Source organism: Arthrobacter sp. NQ7 (genome assembly GCF_029581595.2).
GTDB lineage: Bacteria > Actinomycetota > Actinomycetes > Actinomycetales > Micrococcaceae > Arthrobacter > Arthrobacter phenanthrenivorans_B.
In genome coordinates this window covers 26,599-42,838 of the sequence record NZ_JARFXU020000010.1, presented here as the reverse complement: position 1 = coordinate 42,838, position 16,240 = coordinate 26,599, and the positions used below count along the sequence as shown (strand labels likewise).

At 64.3% G+C, this 16,240-nt stretch carries 16 protein-coding genes, 1 pseudogene and 4 riboswitches; of the genes and pseudogenes, 4 read left to right on the top strand and 13 right to left on the bottom strand.

Features of this window, described 5'->3' with window-relative positions; translation table 11 throughout:
* Positions 1 to 24: 24 nt before the first annotated feature.
* Positions 25 to 104: riboswitch (Fluoride riboswitch) on the bottom strand.
* 288 nt (positions 105 to 392) lie between these two features.
* A riboswitch (Fluoride riboswitch) is annotated at positions 393 to 472 on the top strand.
* A 127-nt stretch (positions 473 to 599) separates the two neighbouring features.
* From PUN71_RS12180 to PUN71_RS12170, 3 genes are all read left to right on the top strand, one after another.
* The gene (locus tag PUN71_RS12180) at positions 600 to 1,151 is read left to right on the top strand and encodes an inorganic diphosphatase (RefSeq protein WP_277798612.1); all 552 of its coding nucleotides are present in this window, start codon (positions 600 to 602) and stop codon (positions 1,149 to 1,151) included.
* 61 nt (positions 1,152 to 1,212) lie between these two features.
* On the top strand, positions 1,213 to 1,578 hold the full coding sequence (locus PUN71_RS12175) for a hypothetical protein (RefSeq protein WP_277798611.1): 366 nt from the start codon (positions 1,213 to 1,215) through the stop codon (positions 1,576 to 1,578).
* A 48-nt stretch (positions 1,579 to 1,626) separates the two neighbouring features.
* On the top strand, positions 1,627 to 2,904 hold the full coding sequence (locus PUN71_RS12170; protein WP_277798610.1) for an MFS transporter: 1,278 nt from the start codon (positions 1,627 to 1,629) through the stop codon (positions 2,902 to 2,904).
* 43 nt (positions 2,905 to 2,947) lie between these two features.
* Here the strand turns inward: PUN71_RS12170 and crcB are convergent, their stop codons facing one another.
* The 9 genes and pseudogenes from crcB to PUN71_RS12125 form a co-directional block, all read right to left on the bottom strand.
* Positions 2,948 to 3,316, bottom strand: a complete 369-nt coding sequence (crcB, locus tag PUN71_RS12165; protein ID WP_277798708.1) for a fluoride efflux transporter CrcB — start codon at positions 3,314 to 3,316, stop codon at positions 2,948 to 2,950.
* 5 nt (positions 3,317 to 3,321) lie between these two features.
* On the bottom strand, positions 3,322 to 3,936 hold the full coding sequence (locus PUN71_RS12160; protein ID WP_277798609.1) for a fluoride efflux transporter FluC: 615 nt from the start codon (positions 3,934 to 3,936) through the stop codon (positions 3,322 to 3,324).
* Positions 3,936 to 4,487, bottom strand: coding sequence for a universal stress protein (locus PUN71_RS12155; RefSeq protein ID WP_277798608.1), 552 nt, complete (start codon positions 4,485 to 4,487; stop codon positions 3,936 to 3,938). The genes PUN71_RS12160 and PUN71_RS12155 overlap by 1 nt, the downstream gene beginning before the upstream one ends.
* Positions 4,488 to 4,498: 11 nt before the next feature.
* Positions 4,499 to 5,789, bottom strand: a pseudogene (eno, locus tag PUN71_RS12150) (phosphopyruvate hydratase).
* Positions 5,790 to 5,819: 30 nt separating this feature from the next.
* Positions 5,820 to 6,575 (bottom strand): 2,3-bisphosphoglycerate-dependent phosphoglycerate mutase, encoded by a 756-nt coding sequence (locus PUN71_RS12145; RefSeq protein WP_277798607.1) that lies wholly within the window; start codon positions 6,573 to 6,575, stop codon positions 5,820 to 5,822.
* A 21-nt stretch (positions 6,576 to 6,596) separates the two neighbouring features.
* Positions 6,597 to 6,685, bottom strand: a riboswitch (Fluoride riboswitch).
* Positions 6,686 to 6,727: 42 nt separating this feature from the next.
* Positions 6,728 to 7,489: a hypothetical protein gene (locus PUN71_RS12140; RefSeq protein WP_283532402.1), complete on the bottom strand. Its 762-nt coding sequence runs from the start codon at positions 7,487 to 7,489 to the stop codon at positions 6,728 to 6,730.
* A 117-nt stretch (positions 7,490 to 7,606) separates the two neighbouring features.
* A riboswitch (Fluoride riboswitch) is annotated at positions 7,607 to 7,689 on the bottom strand.
* Between the two features lie 634 nt (positions 7,690 to 8,323).
* Positions 8,324 to 9,106, bottom strand: coding sequence for a DUF2182 domain-containing protein (locus tag PUN71_RS12135; RefSeq protein WP_277798605.1), 783 nt, complete (start codon positions 9,104 to 9,106; stop codon positions 8,324 to 8,326).
* A 70-nt stretch (positions 9,107 to 9,176) separates the two neighbouring features.
* Positions 9,177 to 9,782 carry a DUF1326 domain-containing protein gene (locus PUN71_RS12130; protein WP_277798604.1) on the bottom strand — a complete coding sequence of 202 codons (606 nt, stop codon included), beginning with the start codon at positions 9,780 to 9,782 and terminating at the stop codon, positions 9,177 to 9,179.
* Positions 9,783 to 10,088: 306 nt separating this feature from the next.
* Positions 10,089 to 10,439 carry a hypothetical protein gene (locus tag PUN71_RS12125; protein ID WP_277798603.1) on the bottom strand — a complete coding sequence of 117 codons (351 nt, stop codon included), beginning with the start codon at positions 10,437 to 10,439 and terminating at the stop codon, positions 10,089 to 10,091.
* A gap of 133 nt (positions 10,440 to 10,572) precedes the next feature.
* On the opposite strand from PUN71_RS12125, the gene PUN71_RS12120 reads away from it, so the two are divergent.
* Positions 10,573 to 11,805, top strand: a complete 1,233-nt coding sequence (locus PUN71_RS12120) for a GAF domain-containing sensor histidine kinase (protein WP_277798602.1) — start codon at positions 10,573 to 10,575, stop codon at positions 11,803 to 11,805.
* Between the two features lie 382 nt (positions 11,806 to 12,187).
* On the opposite strand, the gene PUN71_RS12115 is transcribed toward PUN71_RS12120, so the two are convergent.
* The 4 genes from PUN71_RS12115 to PUN71_RS12100 all read right to left on the bottom strand — a co-directional run bounded on the left by PUN71_RS12115 (position 12,188) and on the right by PUN71_RS12100 (position 16,063).
* Complete coding sequence (locus PUN71_RS12115; protein WP_277798601.1) at positions 12,188 to 12,412, bottom strand: hypothetical protein; 225 nt, start codon at positions 12,410 to 12,412, stop codon at positions 12,188 to 12,190.
* A 25-nt stretch (positions 12,413 to 12,437) separates the two neighbouring features.
* Positions 12,438 to 13,832, bottom strand: a complete 1,395-nt coding sequence (locus tag PUN71_RS12110) for a hypothetical protein (RefSeq protein ID WP_277798600.1) — start codon at positions 13,830 to 13,832, stop codon at positions 12,438 to 12,440.
* A 285-nt stretch (positions 13,833 to 14,117) separates the two neighbouring features.
* Positions 14,118 to 14,600, bottom strand: a complete 483-nt coding sequence (locus PUN71_RS12105; RefSeq protein ID WP_277798599.1) for an ASCH domain-containing protein — start codon at positions 14,598 to 14,600, stop codon at positions 14,118 to 14,120.
* The gene (locus PUN71_RS12100; RefSeq protein WP_277798598.1) at positions 14,573 to 16,063 is read right to left on the bottom strand and encodes a PIN domain-containing protein; all 1,491 of its coding nucleotides are present in this window, start codon (positions 16,061 to 16,063) and stop codon (positions 14,573 to 14,575) included. Before PUN71_RS12100 ends, PUN71_RS12105 begins: the two co-directional genes overlap by 28 nt.
* Positions 16,064 to 16,240: the final 177 nt, after the last annotated feature.

The following is a 16,240-nucleotide window of genomic DNA, read 5'->3' as shown; positions in this document are numbered from 1 at the left end:
GCCCCGCCTCCGTCCTTGAAGTTCTCTCAGACAGGAGCCATAAGCCGGCCGGCGGTTGAAACCGGATTTATCCGGTTCAGGCGGGTTCCATCACCTGGCTCCATGATAGCTAAATCGGGAAACATTGGGCCCTATCGTCTGGCCCTCTTTGCTGGGCTGGGAGCAGGACAGGCCAAGTGAAGGAGCCGGTAACCGGAGTTAAGGCAAGACTCGTCAAAGCCCGCTGCCGCGCCTGCTCCCTCTCCCAGCAGCGGTGTGTCCAGGGCATTAAACAGCGCTGCAGATAGCATCACGTGCACCGCATCCGGGCATCTGTGCTGGTCCCACCCGGGGGCCTCTGAGGGGACACCCCCGTCATTTCCTTGCCAGTTGGCCCCGCCATGTGGTTGATTACTGGCAACGGTGATGGATCTCGCCGGGGCGGGTCGCACCGTCCGAACCGCCGCCCCCGGCTGATAGTTCCTGTTCAGTGCCACGCACAGACGGAGAACTATGCCTAATTCCGCCACCGCCTCCCCTAGCCGGTATGAGCATGCCGACGAGGGCCGCAAAGACTTATGCCGTCCCCTGTCCCACGTTGCCCGACAGGAGACGCTCTCGTGACTGACTACAACGCACTGCTTGAGTGTGGGGACTACCTCCAAGGCCTGGTCACCGGAGTCATCGACATCCCGATGGGTTCGAGCCACAAAATCGAGTGGGACCGCACCACGGGCCTTTTTCACCTGGACCGCGTCGACCCGGGGATTTTCGCCAAACCGGTGAACTACGGCTTCATTCCACAAACCCTGGACGAGGACGGTGATGAACTGGACATCCTGTGCGTGACCCGCCAACCGCTGCCCACCGGGCTGGTCGTGCACGGCCGGATACTGGGCGTCCTGAACTTCCGCGACGGGGACGACATGGACTACAAGATCGTCGCAGTCCCCTCAGATGATCGTGATGAGGGGAACAGGATACGCACCATCGAAGACCTCGGCACCAGGTGGCAGGAACAGATCACCCACCACTTCAACCACTACAAGGACCTGCAGCCCGGCACACGCACCCGCGTCCTCGGATGGGGCACGCCGGAAGAAGCGGCCAGGATTGTCGGTGAATGCAGCCAACGCTGGCGGGCCCTCAAAACCGGCCGGTCCCGGCCATGAAGACCCCACTCGTGACGAACGGAAACCGATGGCCCCTTTCACCGCGTCCGAAGCAGGCGGCATGACCAGCATGCTCACCATTGCCATCGGTGCCCTGGCGGGATCCTTGCTCCGCATCCTCCTCCAGCGCGGCCTGGGCACAGCTGCGCGGCCACGGACCGAATGGGTCGCCGAATCCGTGTTGGCCCTTGTCCTGGGCGTGATCACCGGCGGGATCTTGGCCGCCGGGTCGGGCCCGTCCTCTTCGCCGGTGGCGATGGGCGTGGCTGCCGGGGTGACTACCTACGCCGGGACAGCCTTCGCCCTGTCCTGGATGAGGCAGGAAACGATCGAACGGGCACCTGTCGTGCCCGCTGTGCATCTTCTCGTCTCCCTTGCCTTCTCACTTGCCGGGGCCGGGGCGGCCGCTGCCGTGTGGCTGTCATGAGCAGGACCCCCGCCTGCCCGCCCGGACCGCGTCGCCAGGGAGGCCGCCGTGGCTGACGAGGCAAACACTCCCGCCCCGGACCCGAAAGCGGTCACCGGGCAGGACGCGTCCGGGGGCGGGGAGGGAGCGTGGCTGAACAAGGGGATCCTCGGGGTCGGCACCGCCTCGTTCTTCAGCGATGCCGGCCACGAGTTGGTGACCTCCCTGCTTCCGTCGTTCCTGACCTCGACCCTGCATGCTGGCCCGGCCGCCCTGGGTGCTATCGAAGGGGTGTCTGATGCGTTAGTGGGGTTGAGCAAGCTTGCCGGCGGCCCCCTCGCCGCTGAGCCTTCCCGCAGGGCCAGGATCGCTTCGGGCGGCTACCTCCTCACGGCCGCCGCGACGGCGCTGATCGGGGTGGCCACGATGGTGTGGCAGGTCGCGGTGCTCCGCGCCCTCGCCTGGGCAGCCCGAGGAATCCGTTCACCCGCCCGGGACACCCTGCTCGTGTCCATCACACCGCGTGCCGCCTACGGCCGGGCGGCGGGCATTGAACGGGCAGGGGACAACGCCGGCGCGATCGCCGGGCCGCTGCTGGCCGGGCTGCTGGTCGGACTGATCGGGGTACGGGAAGCCATTCTCCTGTCCTTCATCCCCAGCATCCTTGCCGCCGCCGCCATCACCCTGGCCGCCCGGCAGGCCCGCACTGTCCTGGCCGCACCCACCGCGCGGGCCCGGCTCAGCTTCAACCTCGGGGAACTGCGCCGCAGCGGAGCGGCCCGGGCGCTGGTCCCGGTGTCCTTTTTCGAACTCGGCAACCTTGCCACGACCCTGCTGATCCTGCGCGCAACCGACCTGCTCACCGGAGAAGACAGGGACACCACCGCCGCGGCAGCCCTGGCCATCTTCTTCTATGCAGCCCACAACGGCGCAGCGACCCTGGCAGCCCTGGCCGGTGGCCGCCTCGTGGACCGGGCAGGGCCACGCCCCGTCTTCGCCGCCGGCGGCGCCGTCTACGTCGGCGCCTACCTGCTCTTTGCGTTCAGCCCCCACACCTGGGCGCCCGTGCTGGCAGGATTCCTTCTCGCCGGCATCGGCATCGGCTTCGCGGAGACAGCCGAATCAACAGCGGTCGCTCTCGCCCTCCCGGACAGGCTGCGCGGTAACGGATTCGGCGTCCTCGGCCTCGTCCAATCCGTCGGTGACCTCGGCGCCACGGTCACGGCAGGGATCCTGTGGGCGGTCTTCTCACCCGCCGCCGCTTTCACCTACGCCGCCGCCTGGATGCTCGCCTCGGTCCTTTTCTCCCCCGCCCTCACCCCGGCCAAGGCAAGGGCGGGCTCCTAAAACAGCCTGGGTACAGACGCCCGGCACAGGGCCCGGCATCGTCCTACACCGCTGCTGCCAGGGCCAGGCCCGCCGCCGCGGCAGCTACGCCCATCACCGCGGTGCCGATTCCGTTGAGGAGGGCCAGCCCGGCGCGGCGGGACTGGATGAGTCGGACGGTTTCGAAGCTGGCGGTGCTGAAGGTGGTGTATCCGCCAAGGAACCCGGTTCCCGCGATGGCCTGCAGCTGGGCCGGTGCGGCGTGGACGATCACCGCCCCGGCGAGAAGTCCCAGGAGGAACGAGCCGGTGACGTTGATGGCGATGGTGCCCACGGGCAGGGCGGTACGGACTTTGGATCGGACCAGCCCGTCGACGACGAACCGTGTTCCGGCGCCAAGCCCACCGGCCAGTCCCAGGAGGATGAGAGTCAGGGCGTTCACCGGCGGCCCTCCTGCCCGTGGGGGCGAAGGGTCGCGTCCTGGCGCCGGGCGGTCATCCTGGTGTGGTGCCCGGAGGCGACCCGGATCCCTGCCACTGTTGCTATCGCGCCGCCGATCAGGGTCACCCCGGCATAGAGCAAAGCATCGCCGGTACGCCCTGCGCCGAGGAGTGTGTTGGTTTCCAGGGCCAGGGTGCTGTAGGTGGTGAAGGCGCCCATGAACCCGGTCCCGGCGATCAGGCGGATAATCCGCAGGCGCCCGGCGTCGGGGCCGCGGCGGACCAGGGCTTCCAGTAACGCTCCGAGCAGCAGTGCTCCGGTGAGGTTGATGATCAGGGTCGGCAGCGGCCAGCCGCCCGGGGACGGCAGGACGCCGCTGAGCCCGTACCGGGCCAGGGCGCCAAAGATGCCTCCGGTGATGACGACGAGCACGAACCCTGGGTGCAGGTGGACAGGCCTGTGGGTGCGCGCCTGACCCAGCGTCCCGGCATCAGTTTCATCGTCGCTGGTATCGGCCAGGTCACTGTCGATGGGCAGGGGCCTGTCGCCGGTGGTGTCGGTCCTTTCGTCGGGTGGGCCCGCTGTCGTGGTCTCGGGGGTCGTTGGTTCCATCAGTGGGCCTCCTTCCGGTGATGCCTGGTGTAGGGGGCGAGCGGGACGACGAGGACGGGCCGGTGCTGGCGGTGCGTAAGGTGGACTGCGACGGACCCGACGAGCAGCTCCTCGAAGCGGGCTCCGAGGCCGCGCTCCCGGGTGCCCACCACAATGACCGATGCCTCCACTGACTCGGCCAGCCGTCCCAGTGCCCGGGCGGGGTCGCCCGCGAGGGTGAGGAAGGACCAGTCGATGCCGGTGCCGGCCAGGGCGTCCTGCAGGCGTTCCCTGATGCTCTCGCTGATCCCTTCGATGTCGTCATCGATCCCGTCCGGATCAATCGGCAGGGACTCGACGCGTCCGTCGGGCTCTTCGGCGAGGTAGCTGGTGACGTCAACGTAGGCGCAGATGAGTTTCACGTTCAGGCTGTAGGCCAGCTCCGCGGCGCGGTGGGCGACCGCCAGCGGCTGGCCGGGAACCACACCCATCAGCACCGGCCCGGTGATCCGGCGCGGGACATAAGGCGTCTGCCCGGTCACCGCCGCGGAGGTGTTCTCTGGTTCATTCATCGGCGCTCCTGTCATTGGCCGTCGGTGTTGAGGAAGGTCCCGGTGGGCCCATACGGCAGGGACGGGTCTTCGTCGGTGATTTCCAGCAGCCGGTTGTACTTGGCGACGCGTTCCCCGCGGGCCGGTGCCCCGGATTTGAGCTGCCCGCAGCCGGAGCCGACCACGAGGTCAGCGACGAACGTATCATCGGTCTCCCCCGAGCGGTGCGAGACCATCGCCCCGAATCCGCCCTCGGACGCGGCGGTGAGCGTATCGAAGGTTTCGCTCACGGTCCCGGCCTGGTTCGGTTTGATCAGCACCGCCGTCGCCGACGCATGCTTGATGCCGTCCCGCACCCGGTCCGCGGAGGTGACGAACAGGTCATCGCCCACCACCTGCACCCGGTTCCCAAGCGCTGCGGTCAGCGCCGGCCACCCGTGGGTGTCCTCTTCGGCCAGCGGGTCCTCCAGGCTCCAGATCGGGTAATCGGTGATGAGCCTCTATAGTAGGAGATCATCTGCTCCGGGCTGTAAGCACGGCCGGCCACGGTGTAGTTTCCGTCCGCGTAGAAGGAGTTGGCCGCCGGGTCCAGTGCGATCGCCACCCCGTGCCGGCCCGGGGTGTAGCCGGCGTCCTCGATGGCGGCCACGATCAGGTCCAGTGCTTCCTCGGGGCGGGCGATCGCCGGGGCGTACCCGCCTTCGTCCCCCAGGCCGGTCGCGAGGCCCTGCTTGTGCAGCCGCCGGGACAGGGCGTGGTAGACATCCGAACCCCAACGCAGCCCGTCGGCGAAAGTGGGTGCCCGGCGGGGGCGATCATGAATTCCTGGAATTCCAGCGGGTTGGCGGCGTGCTGTCCGCCGTTGAGGACATTGAAGTGCGGCACGGGCAGCCGCCCGGCCCGGCCCAGGGTCTGGGAGATCCAGACATGCAGGGGCGTCCCGGCAGCGGCGGCGAAGGCGCGGGCGGCCGCCATCGACACTGCGACGACCGCGTTCGCTCCGAGCCGGGACTTTCCCGGTGTCCCATCCAGCCCGGTCAGTGCCTGATCCAGCTCCGCCAGGTTCTGCCAGCTCCGGGACATAAGCATTTCACTGATTTCCCCGCGGACGTTGGCCCCGGCTTTGGTCACGCCGCGGCCGGAGTACTCCTGGCCGCCGTCACGCAGCTCGACCGCCTCATGGGCCCCGGTGGATGCCCCGGACGGGGCAGACGCGACCGACACCCTGCCGTCTTGTGCCGTGAGCCAAACCTTCACCGTCGGGTAGCCGCGGGAGTCCAGGATCTGCAGGGCACGCACCCCGGTGATCTGAAGTTCATACATGATGATTTTCTCCTTTTCCTTGTCGTCGTTTCAGGTTCCGCCTGCTGCGGCTACCATGGCGGCCGCGGTCCGCGCCGCCAGCGGATTCAGGTACTCCCCACCCCGGACCAGCGGCACGATCTCCGGGGTGAAGCGGTAGGCCAGCGGGTGCCCGGTGGGGATGTTCAGGGCCTCCACCTCGGCATGGGAGAGCCGGTCCAGGACAAGGCACAGCGCCCGCAGGGAGTTACCGTGCCCGATCACCAGCAGATCCTCTCCTTCACGGATCCTGGGGCGAAGGTGCTGGTGCCAGAAGGTCCGAACCCGTTTAATCACTGCGCAGAGGGACTCGGTGGCCTGGACGGCTTCCGGCGGAAGGCCGGCGAACGCGCGGCTGCGGCGGATCCTGCGGAGCTGGGTGCCCGGCATGGGTGGAGGCGCCCCGTAGTAGGAGCGGCGCCAGAACCGGAAGACCTCCGGCCCGAGTTCGGTGAGCAGTTCATTCCGTGCCCTGCCGGTCAGGGAGCCGTAACTACGCTCGTTCAACTCCCACGCAGCACGGACCGGGACCTCAGTGGCGCCCATGGAATCCAGGACGATGCGGGCAGTGTCCCGGGTGCGGCGGAGGGTTGAGGTGAAGACGAGGTCCGGGGAGAAACCTGAGGAGGCCAGCAGGGTCCCGGCGCGGGCGGCTTCCTCTACGCCTGCGGGGGTCAAGGGAGGGTCGAGCAGGCCGGTGAACCGGTCCTGGGCGTTCAGGACGCTTTGGCCGTGGCGGAGCAGGAGAAGTCTGCCGGGCGCGGGCATGGCTCACCTACCTTCGGATCAGCAAAGGTAGGAACCATCAGCCAGGGAGGCGGTTCGAACACCCCCCACATGTGCGGGCTGTTCCGGCGGGATCCATCACCGTGAACAGAGACTACAGGCACCCCAGCGCAAACCGCCACCATGTGACGGGCTCATTCGCCCTGTTCAGCACCCTGACTGTGAGGTTCAGGCCATCCTTCCCCGACGTCAGTGGCCAGGTACAGGGGCAGCCCCCAGCCGGCGAAGAAGCCCATCGCCTCGATCCAGGACGTATTCTCAGCAGCCCCGACAGCGGCCCCGTGATCAGTCATGGAGTCGGTCAGGTGCCGCATCCGGGCCCGGATCTCCCGCAACCGCGCAGCCACCTCATGCCGCAGATCCTCAGCGAGGGGACGTCTTTTCGCAAGGTGGTAACAGCACAACAGCACCGGGTCGCCGGTCCCCTCCGATGAGGGATCGCAGTCCGGGCAGACCCTCTCCCGCCACAGGCCCACCGTTTCGAGGCACCATGTCGTGGAATGCACCAGAGTGTTCGCCTCGGCGGTCAGGGCCTCGGTATTGGAGTTCGCGTACCCAATCCGCAGCCCGGGCAGGTCCGGGGAGGCCATATCCGCGCAGATCCGGCACGGCCCGACCGGGACAAGGACATCATCAGGGTGCCGGTGCAACAGGGAACTCTTCTGGTCCAGCCCATCCGCGACGTGCTCAAGGAGATCCTCGTACAGGATCGTGACATCAAAGGGCTGATGCCCGCCCCGGGCACCAGCACCGGCCTGCCACAACTCGACCTCCACCACCGCGTAAGCCCAGGCATGCCGGGGACACAAGCCCAACGACGCCCGCAGCAACCGGCGCATACTCCCATCCATGATGTCCCCGTGGATGAAAGACCACAGCTGGCGGACTTCCTCCATCGACAACTCCAACGGGCCCACCGGCACCAACCCGCCAGTGACCCTGTCGCGCTCCCACACATCCGGGCCACGGGAACGCCCCTGATGTCCTGTCACAACCCATCACCTGCCCTCCAGAACCGGGCAGGAACCATCAGCCACGACCGGCAGTCTGGACAGGCATTTAACCGGTCCCGGTGGGATCCATCACCGTAATACCAAGGGTAGACCCGCACCAGGAGGACCGGGCAGCATCTGTCCAAAATTGTGCCTGGCCCACATCCCCCGGAAGCCCTTCGTCCTACCCAAGTCCTCTTCTTGAGAAAGAAGCAGAGGACCGCCGGAAAACTGCACGGGTGCCCTGGAAGTTAGGCCGGATGGATTTACGTAAGTATCGCGACCCTGCTTGCAATTCATCATGTGAATGCCGGCTCGTTCGTCTTCACAAGCCATCGATGAGCGACGGGTTCATGCTGCGCAGACAGGGTCCGCCAGTGACGGTCGGATGGGATAGGGCCGACCGACGCTGACGGACTGCATCAGAGTATCAAGGCTGGCGCTGACCCGGGCCTGCGGGTGTCCGCCAAGGCTGCTTTCCGTTTGGTCGTGCGGGGCCCGGGTTTGGGTGTCGCAGCCGCGATGAAAAAACCTACAGGCTCCCACTCGGAGCAAGAAATAAAAGCCGTACAGATGGCAAAACGCCCGTACGAGACACGGCCAAACCGCAAAGCTAACGCCCGGGTATCGACCGGGGACCAGGACGCAGCCCAGGTGTTGTGGCGGAAGACGTTCTCGGGGGGTCGTATTCGGTTTTGATCCTGTCCAGCCGGGAGAGAGGAAAGTGGCCGAGCACACCTAGCGCTCCGTATTGGTACCCGCGAGAGACTGCGGACCGGCTTTACCGGCTTCCGGATAGCCCGTGAGGATGAAGGCCGAGACTTGCATCTGTGAAGATTCGTGCAGTCCGGGTAGCAGGGCGGGATTTTCCGGGACGAAGAATGAGAAGACGATGAGCGCCGCTCCGACGATCCTGCTGAGCGTGCGGCCGTGACTCCATGTCTTCTCCAGCAGAACCGTTGCGGCTATGACGGCCATCCACGCAAGGTTTGAAAGGCCGACCGCTGTCAGCACCACCATCAGGCCCCAGCAGCACCCGATGCAGTACATGCCGTGGTAGATGCCCACGCGGACGTCCCGGAGCGGGCCACGGTAGCTGGAGGTGTGGAGCAGGAACGCGATCGGTGAGCGGCACTGGCGCAGGCAATAATCCTTGAGCGGCGTGAGCTGATAGGCGCCCGCGGCGGCCACTATTCCCGCTCCCACCCAGGACGCGACCTCGGGCGCCGACATTGCCAACTGCGATGCCAGCAGCGCAGCCACGAACGCGCCAGCCCCGAAAAGTGCCCAAGATACAAGGTAGCCGAGCACGAGCGCGATGGTCCTTCCCGCCCGGACCGAGGCGCTCCGGGTCGCTTGGATGGACCGCAGGTACACCGTGGTCAGTGGTGTCAGTGCCGGAAGCATCATCGCGGCCATCATCAGGGTCCATGCCGCGAGAAAGCCGCCGAACTCCAAACCCATCGTCCCGGGACCGGGAGGCATACCTCGGAGCCCCAGGATGGTGAAGTACCACGCCACGGCTCCACAGCCAAGCAGCACCAAGAGTGCCGCCTGGCTTCGGACGTCCAGATGCGTCCGCCCTGGCAATTCAGGCGGACCAGGCGAACGGAGCCGAGAAGGAATTCTTCCCGGTATTGTCCCACGACAGACCAAACACATCCACGGTAGACGTGGTCGCATGCCCGGCAGCCAGGGTGTCGGCAGGAAAGCCAACCCCACTTACCTTAACGCCTGCACCGGTGGAATCGAGGGAGGAAACGAAGTCCTCCACTTTTACCTTGATGACACTGTCGATCTGGACGCTGTGCTCGCGCCCGTCATCGGCGTAGGCGATAGCGCGGGACTCCATGCCCAGCATTTCACCGACCAGCGGGGCGAGGCCTTCCATTGGGCCTCCGAGTTGGCCGCCGAAGACCGCACCCAGCGCTTCGGCCTGCTCCGGGGATGCCGCTGAATCCATCAGCACGCCCATCTTCCAGCCCCCCTCGCTCATCAGCGCGGGAGCGTCGGCCACGACGGCGACGTTCAGGCCCCCGACATCGATGCCGTTAATATCGCCCTTCTCTACGTGGAAGGCCAGCATGACGTTGCAGCGGTCTCTGTCACCGGGGGCGGTGAGACCGGAGGTCGAACACGGGCAGACCATATCGCAGTTGCAGTTTTCGAAGTACGTGCCTTCAATTTGCCATGCCATCTGAGTTCCTTCTTAGGGTGGGCCCCCGGAACCCCACAGCCGTAAAGTACTCCCGCCGGTGACAGCCGTCAATACCCCGCGCCAACGCGCAGAAAAGCTCTTATAAGCTCGGTTGACCACCATTCCCACCACGACGCTCGCCAGCTATTGGGAATGGCCGAGGGGTGGTGGGATGCCGTGGCTGCTTCCACAGAATCCCGCCACAGCCGGAATCGCTTATCCAACGACGCTCACGGGCCCGAGCGTATCCGTGCCCGATAAGGAGGGTGAATGACGGGTGATTCCGTCGGGTTCGTTGGTCCTCCCCTATGGGGCGACCTGAAGCTGGGAATTTCCGATAAACGTAGGGATGAAGCCTGGCAGGGTCAGGTAGCTGCCAATGGTTCCGGTGTAGTGACCGTATGTGTCGGGCACCGTGATGGTCGTCGGGAAGCCTTCCAACCCGTTCAGCACGACCCCCGTGATGGTGAGGGTGCCCCCGCTGTCGGTCCAGGTTACGTCCCCGGAGTCTGCGGCTGCCCCTTGTCCTGCATGGCCGCAATCCGAGCCCTTGTAGTCGCCGGTTCCACCCTTGTCCAGTTCAATCCACAGCCACACACCGCCCCCGTCATGGCCGCTGACGTTGGCCGAGAGCTCGTACAACGGTTCGTACTTCACCTGGTCCCAGGGCCTTCATATCCGACCATCGGCACCAACTACGAAGACAAGGGATTAGATCTCCTGCTGACGGCAGTGTCCAAGCAGCGCGTTTGCCCGATAGCCTAGTTTCAGGTCGTACTGGGAGGGACCAATGGCACGCATTTCTACGGGCATGACCATGCGCACCGAGGCGGGCAGGCGCGACGGATTCCTCAGGGAATACGGCCTCCTACCCGAGGATCGGCTTGCGCACCCCGTCGAGACATCTCAGGAGCCCCTGCAGTGCCTGGTCGAGCTGGCCGCGAAGCTCTGCAGCGTCCCTTACGGAGTTGTGAATGTGGTGACCTCAGACCAGCAGCGCCAGATCGCGGCCGCTGGCCTGGAGCCCGGCATCTGTGCCCGTGAAGATTCGATGTGCGCCAAAGTCTTCCTCTCCGGGAGCTCTACGGTGGTAGAGGATGCTTCAAAGGACCCTCGCTTCGCGTCCAACCCGTTCGTCACCGGCGACCTTGCCAGTGTGCGGTTTTACGCCTCCGTGCCCCTGGAGACTTCCTCGGGATTCGTGCTCGGATCCCTGTGCGTCTTCTCAGACACCGCCGCTTCACCCTCTGCGGAACAGATCGGAATGCTGGAAATTTTGGCCCGCCAGGTGGTGGAACTGCTCGAACTTCAGCGCCGCACGCTGCAGCTGAACAAGGCCCTGGATGAGGTGCGCACCAGCAATGCCAAGCTGGCTGACTTCGCCGGCCGAGTCAGCCACGACCTGCGGTCCCCCCTGACCGCCATCCTGGGCTACGCCGGGATGAGCGAGGATGATCCCGAGGTCGGCCCCGACCACCCCGCCACGAGGTATTTGCAACTTGTAGACACCGTGGCCCGCCGCATGCTGGCCATGCTCGAGGATGTTCTCAGCTATTCACGTGTTGGCGGCGGCCTGCGCCCCCAACAGACCTCCCTACGGGAGACCGCTGCGGAAGTGGCCGCCGATCTGCGAATCAATTTCGGGCCTGGTGCAGTTCTGGACTGCGAGCACCTGCAGCTTTACGCGGACCCGGGGCAGCTGCGCACGCTGCTGCAGAACCTGCTGGTCAATGCCCTGAACTACCGGAGCCCGGAGCGGGAGCCTGCCATACGGATCAGCGGCATCTGCACTGACCAAGGGGCAACCGTATTCGTGGCCGACAACGGCAAAGGCATTGCTCCGGAGGACCGGCTGCGGGCCCTGGACCCACTGGTCCGGCTGCACCGTGAAGGTGACGGCAAAGGGTCCGGCCTCGGCCTCGCCATTTGCCGGCGGATCGCACAAGCCCACGGCGGCGAGCTGAAGCTCACTGAGACGCCCGGCGGGGGAACCACCGCGGTAATCACTTTCCCTGGCGTCTGACGGCGTCTCCGGGGCAAGCCCGGCGCACTAAGCCGAAGGCAATATTGCCCCGGTGTATCAAGCTTTCATCGAAACCATCGGGTCGGCCCTTGCTCTCTTGGGATCCACCCGTCATACACCGGACACTGCTCCAATACGAGCGTTCCGTGGTGCAGTCCCCATCCCGTAGCGGCACTCTTTCTTTACCGACGCACTACTTCGTTTTGGTGGGACCAGGACCGTCCCGTGGGACTTCCCGGGCTGGCCGACAGACTCCGGAGCCGCGATCGGGTCACGTCGTGACCCACAGGCCGCGTGATGCTTACGACAACCTGAAGATCGTCCGAGTCCGCACCAACACGCAAGTAGGGACCGCCCGTGAGATGGTCCCTACTTGGAGATCTCAAGCGCCGAACTGATGCAGGTTGTTCTTGTAGGCAAGTTCCTTGGAGAACGAGTCCTTGACCCGGTCAAATAGCTTCTCCATAGCCCGATCAACCTGCTCAGGAGAGAGCGAGATGTCGTCACTGACCATGGAGCCTCCCCCGAGGTCGATGCGGATGTCGGTATCCGCACGACTCACCCGAGGGATCTTGCCGCGACGCTTCGGGGACTTGATTGTTGCCATTTCACCCTCCTTCGTTGAAAAGATTCTACGGGGCCTGCCTTTGCTTCAACAGACGCCGCCACACGCTCTGAAATCGATCTTTGACCGCGACACCCAACATTCGAAAGAAACGCCCGGCCCTGATCACGGCTTTCGCGGCTCCGCGTGGCGCGTTCGCCAGATAGACGACGAGGAGCATTAGTATCGCACCGGCAGAGATGGGAACACCAGTCCAAACCACATCCCTCGCCCACTTCTCCAGCGGAAAGGCCACGGCTACGCCGGCTGCAATGAGAACGGTCGTGCAGAAGATCAGAATCCATCTGAGGGGCTGGAGCAGCGTTGCAAGCGTCCTGTGCTCCGGCGCCCTTGCCATCCAAGACAGGAACAGGGCGGGGCCAATGAGAATAAGGGACACGGCTTGGGACGGAAGGGACTTCGTCGCCAAGACTTTCCAGCCCCAGAACTTCTCCCCTGCCACGAACAGCGCGAACACGGCCAGAGCCACGGCGGCGACGACTGTGAACGAGAGGATACCGGCCCCAGCGGGGGCGACCCTGACTCGGACAAAAGCACCCGATGTCGAGCGGAGAGGCGTGAACGCGACGTGGGCGCTTGCACGCGGCTCGTCAGGCGTGTCCACAAGTGGGTCCCTCACAGGCTCACCGGCGAACGTCTCGGTGACCTTGAGCTGTTTGACAATAAGGCCAGCGGGAGCTTCGAATTCCACGTGCTGGCTCCGGGCGAATCCCACGTCCGGCATCGTGAAGTCGATCACTCCGATCCGGTTCCAAGGCGACGGTGTAGGCAAGTCGCGGTCATAGGAGAACTTGAGGACCACTCGCTGGCCGACGAGATCAGAGTCCAGGACAGCGACCAGCAGGAAATGGTCCAGGAAGCCTTTTGCGATCTCCCCGATGAGTTCCGACACGTCCGCGGGGTAGCCCTTGGCTTTGGCCGCATCCGCAATCCCAGCCTCCAGGCGCGTTCTTTCTTCATCGCTGCGGGTTCCGGGCTGGAACGCCACAACCTGCTGAAGGAGGGCGAAAAGCTTCGCGTCGTACCCCGCGGCCAGCCCGCCCGGGGTTGCGTCAAGCATGAAGAGCAGCATCTCGGCCGAGAGCCTTGAGTTGTCTTGGGCACCGAGAATGGGCAACGGGTGACCTGATGGGTCCTTGGCCGTGACCCTGCGCAACGCGCCTTTCTCAATAAGCGCAAGGGGAACGAGGACTTGGACCTGCGCATCTGTCAGGGGAACCTGCAGATCGGTCGGTACAGTCACATCGAATGAGACGGAGCGGCGGGTAGTACCGCTCTGTCCGAGGGCCAGCGAGTCGACGCGGCGGTGCACCCACTGAGCGGAGCCGAGCAAAAGCATCGCCAATGGACCACCGCGAGAGACGTCGTCCTTGATGATGGGCCAGTCGATCACGTCGGTCACCCATCAACACTACTGATCCGCTCTGACACTTTCCGGTAGCGCAGGGCCCGTGTCGAAAAGGCGCGAGGACGGAAAGATACGGGCTGCGCCTGCCGACGGGACCAGGGGCTCGTTTCGGTCAAGTCCGACTGTAAAGCTGACTTGATCCCTGCCGAAGCACTGACGGTCAGGCCGTCGCAATCAGAGGAGGCGGAAAGCACAAAAGAACGCGCAATCTCATTTTTCGCCACGCCCCGCGCCTATGCTGCGTCAACGGTGTTGGATGTTGACGCTTCGTCGGGAGCATCAGCCCACACGAGCCAGCGGATGCAACTCGGAGTCCGACTTTACATTCGGCTGGGTCTGCACCATCTTAAAGAATGTGTCTGACTGCGCTGCGGTCAGATACTGGAAGCTCTGTGGGGGACGAAGGGTCGTGCCGAGTTCAGACAGGGGGACCGGTTCAGGGAATCGGCCGGCTGTCTCCACCAGGATCCCTGTTCCGTGCTCCCGCTGGTCGTAGTACTCAAAGAACCTGCTTCTTGAAATACCACCAACTGCACGGAATGTGGACCAGAGCCCCTTCGGGGACATGGTCTGCTGCCCGCGGACGGCAAACCACCCAAGAAGTGAGCCAACAGGCATCGTGGCATAGATGAGAACGTGGCTGACGTCATCGGCGACGGGCCGCTTACGGAACTCAACAACCTTCTCTCCGGAGAGAATCGCATTGGCAAACTCCGGCCTAATAGACATCAGGGCTACCCTGCCTGGAGCGTTCTTGCCCACTGAATTCCTTCCTCTGATTTGATTTGGGCGATGGATTGCGGGGACTCTTCCATGACTCCCAGCATTTTGAGGTTTTCGCGCGACACTGGCGCGTCGAGCACTTGGTCAAGCCTGAATTTGACCGCCAGTACTTCCTTTGCGCACATCTTCTGGAGTTCCTCGGCACGGTATACGGTGCGTGCTCCGGCGAAACTCAGCACGTCGGCCAGGACGCTGGTGCGTCGTGTTTCTTCAACGACGCCAACAGCGTGCACAGCCCGCCTTTCGTGCGTCCGGAGAAAGAAAAGAGTGTCGCCCGGCTCCAACGTTTTTATACCCGAGTGGCAGATGTATACCTTACGGATTGCGTTTCCATAGGTCGAATCGAAGAAAGACTGCTGTGGTTCGGACGCAGGGAAGAGCATGCTGTGGAATACCGGAATGATAGGGACGAGGAATGCCCTTTTCACACGTCGCTTTCCAGGGCCGTAGCGCCTGTTGTACTCGAGGGGGTGCTCAGGCGGCTCTTGGTCGACGCTGGGCTCCAGGATCTTGCCAAGCATAATTTGTCCGGACGCCCCCGGTTTGGGCCCCAAATCGAAGAAGCCGAATTCCTTCAGCATCGCGAGCAACGGCTCTTTGTCCAAAGAAGCCTCGATGAAGCAGGTGTCAGCCCGCATCGACCGGATGCGGGCTATGACGGCTTCCAGCAGTGTCTCTCCCAGTTTCTTGCCCTGGTTGGCTTCGGCAATCTTGAATGTACAGATCTTCACGCTGTTCCCGGTCAATCCGGACACTTCCGGTTCCTGACGATCGAGGACCGCCAGGCCACGAATGTCCCTGCCGCCCCCTATGACCAGACAGGCCCGTCTTTCGGCAACCACTTTCTCCCACCAGCTGGAAAAGTCCCCATAATCAGCTCGGAGTGAATCAAAGAACGGTTGGACTGGATCTATGGTGTGAGGCTGGACGTCATCGACCGAATAATGAACTGGCAGCTGCCCCGACAGTGCCGTCAACACCCCTTGGGCGTCATCGAGCATCATCACGCGGTCTTGAAGTCCCGCATGACGGGCATGCGTGTGGAGCTTCCGGTCCTCAGTTATCAGCCAGGCGGCGGCGTTACGTTGCAGTGCAAGAAGCAGCGCGGCGTCCACGCCATCGTTACTGCGGGCCCCAAGATCCGATGCATAACGTGCCTCATTCAGGAACCCTGTGGTGAGTTCAACACGTCCCAACCGCGGATACTTCTCCAACTGACGGCGTCGGCGGTCCCTTAGCTGGCGATCCTGAATCCGCGAGATGTCGTCAAATTGATTCTCCACGATGGAGATCTTGCCGCCGGCGTCCAGAACAAGGCGATAAACATTCGACGCCGACTGGTGGTTGACGTGATCTGCCTCCTCGTCACCCTCGATGGCGAGAACAATATTTGTGTCCATCAGGACTCGCAGGTCCCCCATATGCCCGGCGTGGCTTCCCATTTTTCTCCCCAAGCTCTCGAATGCGGCAGACCATCCTGGTTGTCCCTGCTGCCTACGCTACCGACCTGACCTCATGCTGGCCCTTTGCCACGACGGCGGGGCAGAAAGTGACTGTCGAAGCCGGCGACGGCCAGCTGAGCTGCGTTAGTGCCGACAGGACCTAACCCCAGCCGAGCG

What these genes read in the sequence shown, in the direction of transcription:
- PUN71_RS12140 (WP_283532402.1), bottom strand. Translation starts at nt 7,489, where the DNA reads ATGGAGGAAGTCCGCCAGCTGTGGTCTTTCATCCACGGGGACATCATG.
- PUN71_RS12115 (WP_277798601.1), bottom strand. Translation starts at nt 12,412, where the DNA reads ATGGCAACAATCAAGTCCCCGAAGCGTCGCGGCAAGATCCCTCGGGTG.
- PUN71_RS12100 (WP_277798598.1), bottom strand. Translation starts at nt 16,063, where the DNA reads ATGGGAAGCCACGCCGGGCATATGGGGGACCTGCGAGTCCTGATGGAC.
- PUN71_RS12155 (WP_277798608.1), bottom strand. Translation starts at nt 4,487, where the DNA reads ATGAATGAACCAGAGAACACCTCCGCGGCGGTGACCGGGCAGACGCCT.
- PUN71_RS12175 (WP_277798611.1), top strand. Translation starts at nt 1,213, where the DNA reads ATGACCAGCATGCTCACCATTGCCATCGGTGCCCTGGCGGGATCCTTG.
- PUN71_RS12145 (WP_277798607.1), bottom strand. Translation starts at nt 6,575, where the DNA reads ATGCCCGCGCCCGGCAGACTTCTCCTGCTCCGCCACGGCCAAAGCGTC.
- PUN71_RS12160 (WP_277798609.1), bottom strand. Translation starts at nt 3,936, where the DNA reads ATGGAACCAACGACCCCCGAGACCACGACAGCGGGCCCACCCGACGAA.
- PUN71_RS12120 (WP_277798602.1), top strand. Translation starts at nt 10,573, where the DNA reads ATGGCACGCATTTCTACGGGCATGACCATGCGCACCGAGGCGGGCAGG.
- PUN71_RS12130 (WP_277798604.1), bottom strand. Translation starts at nt 9,782, where the DNA reads ATGGCATGGCAAATTGAAGGCACGTACTTCGAAAACTGCAACTGCGAT.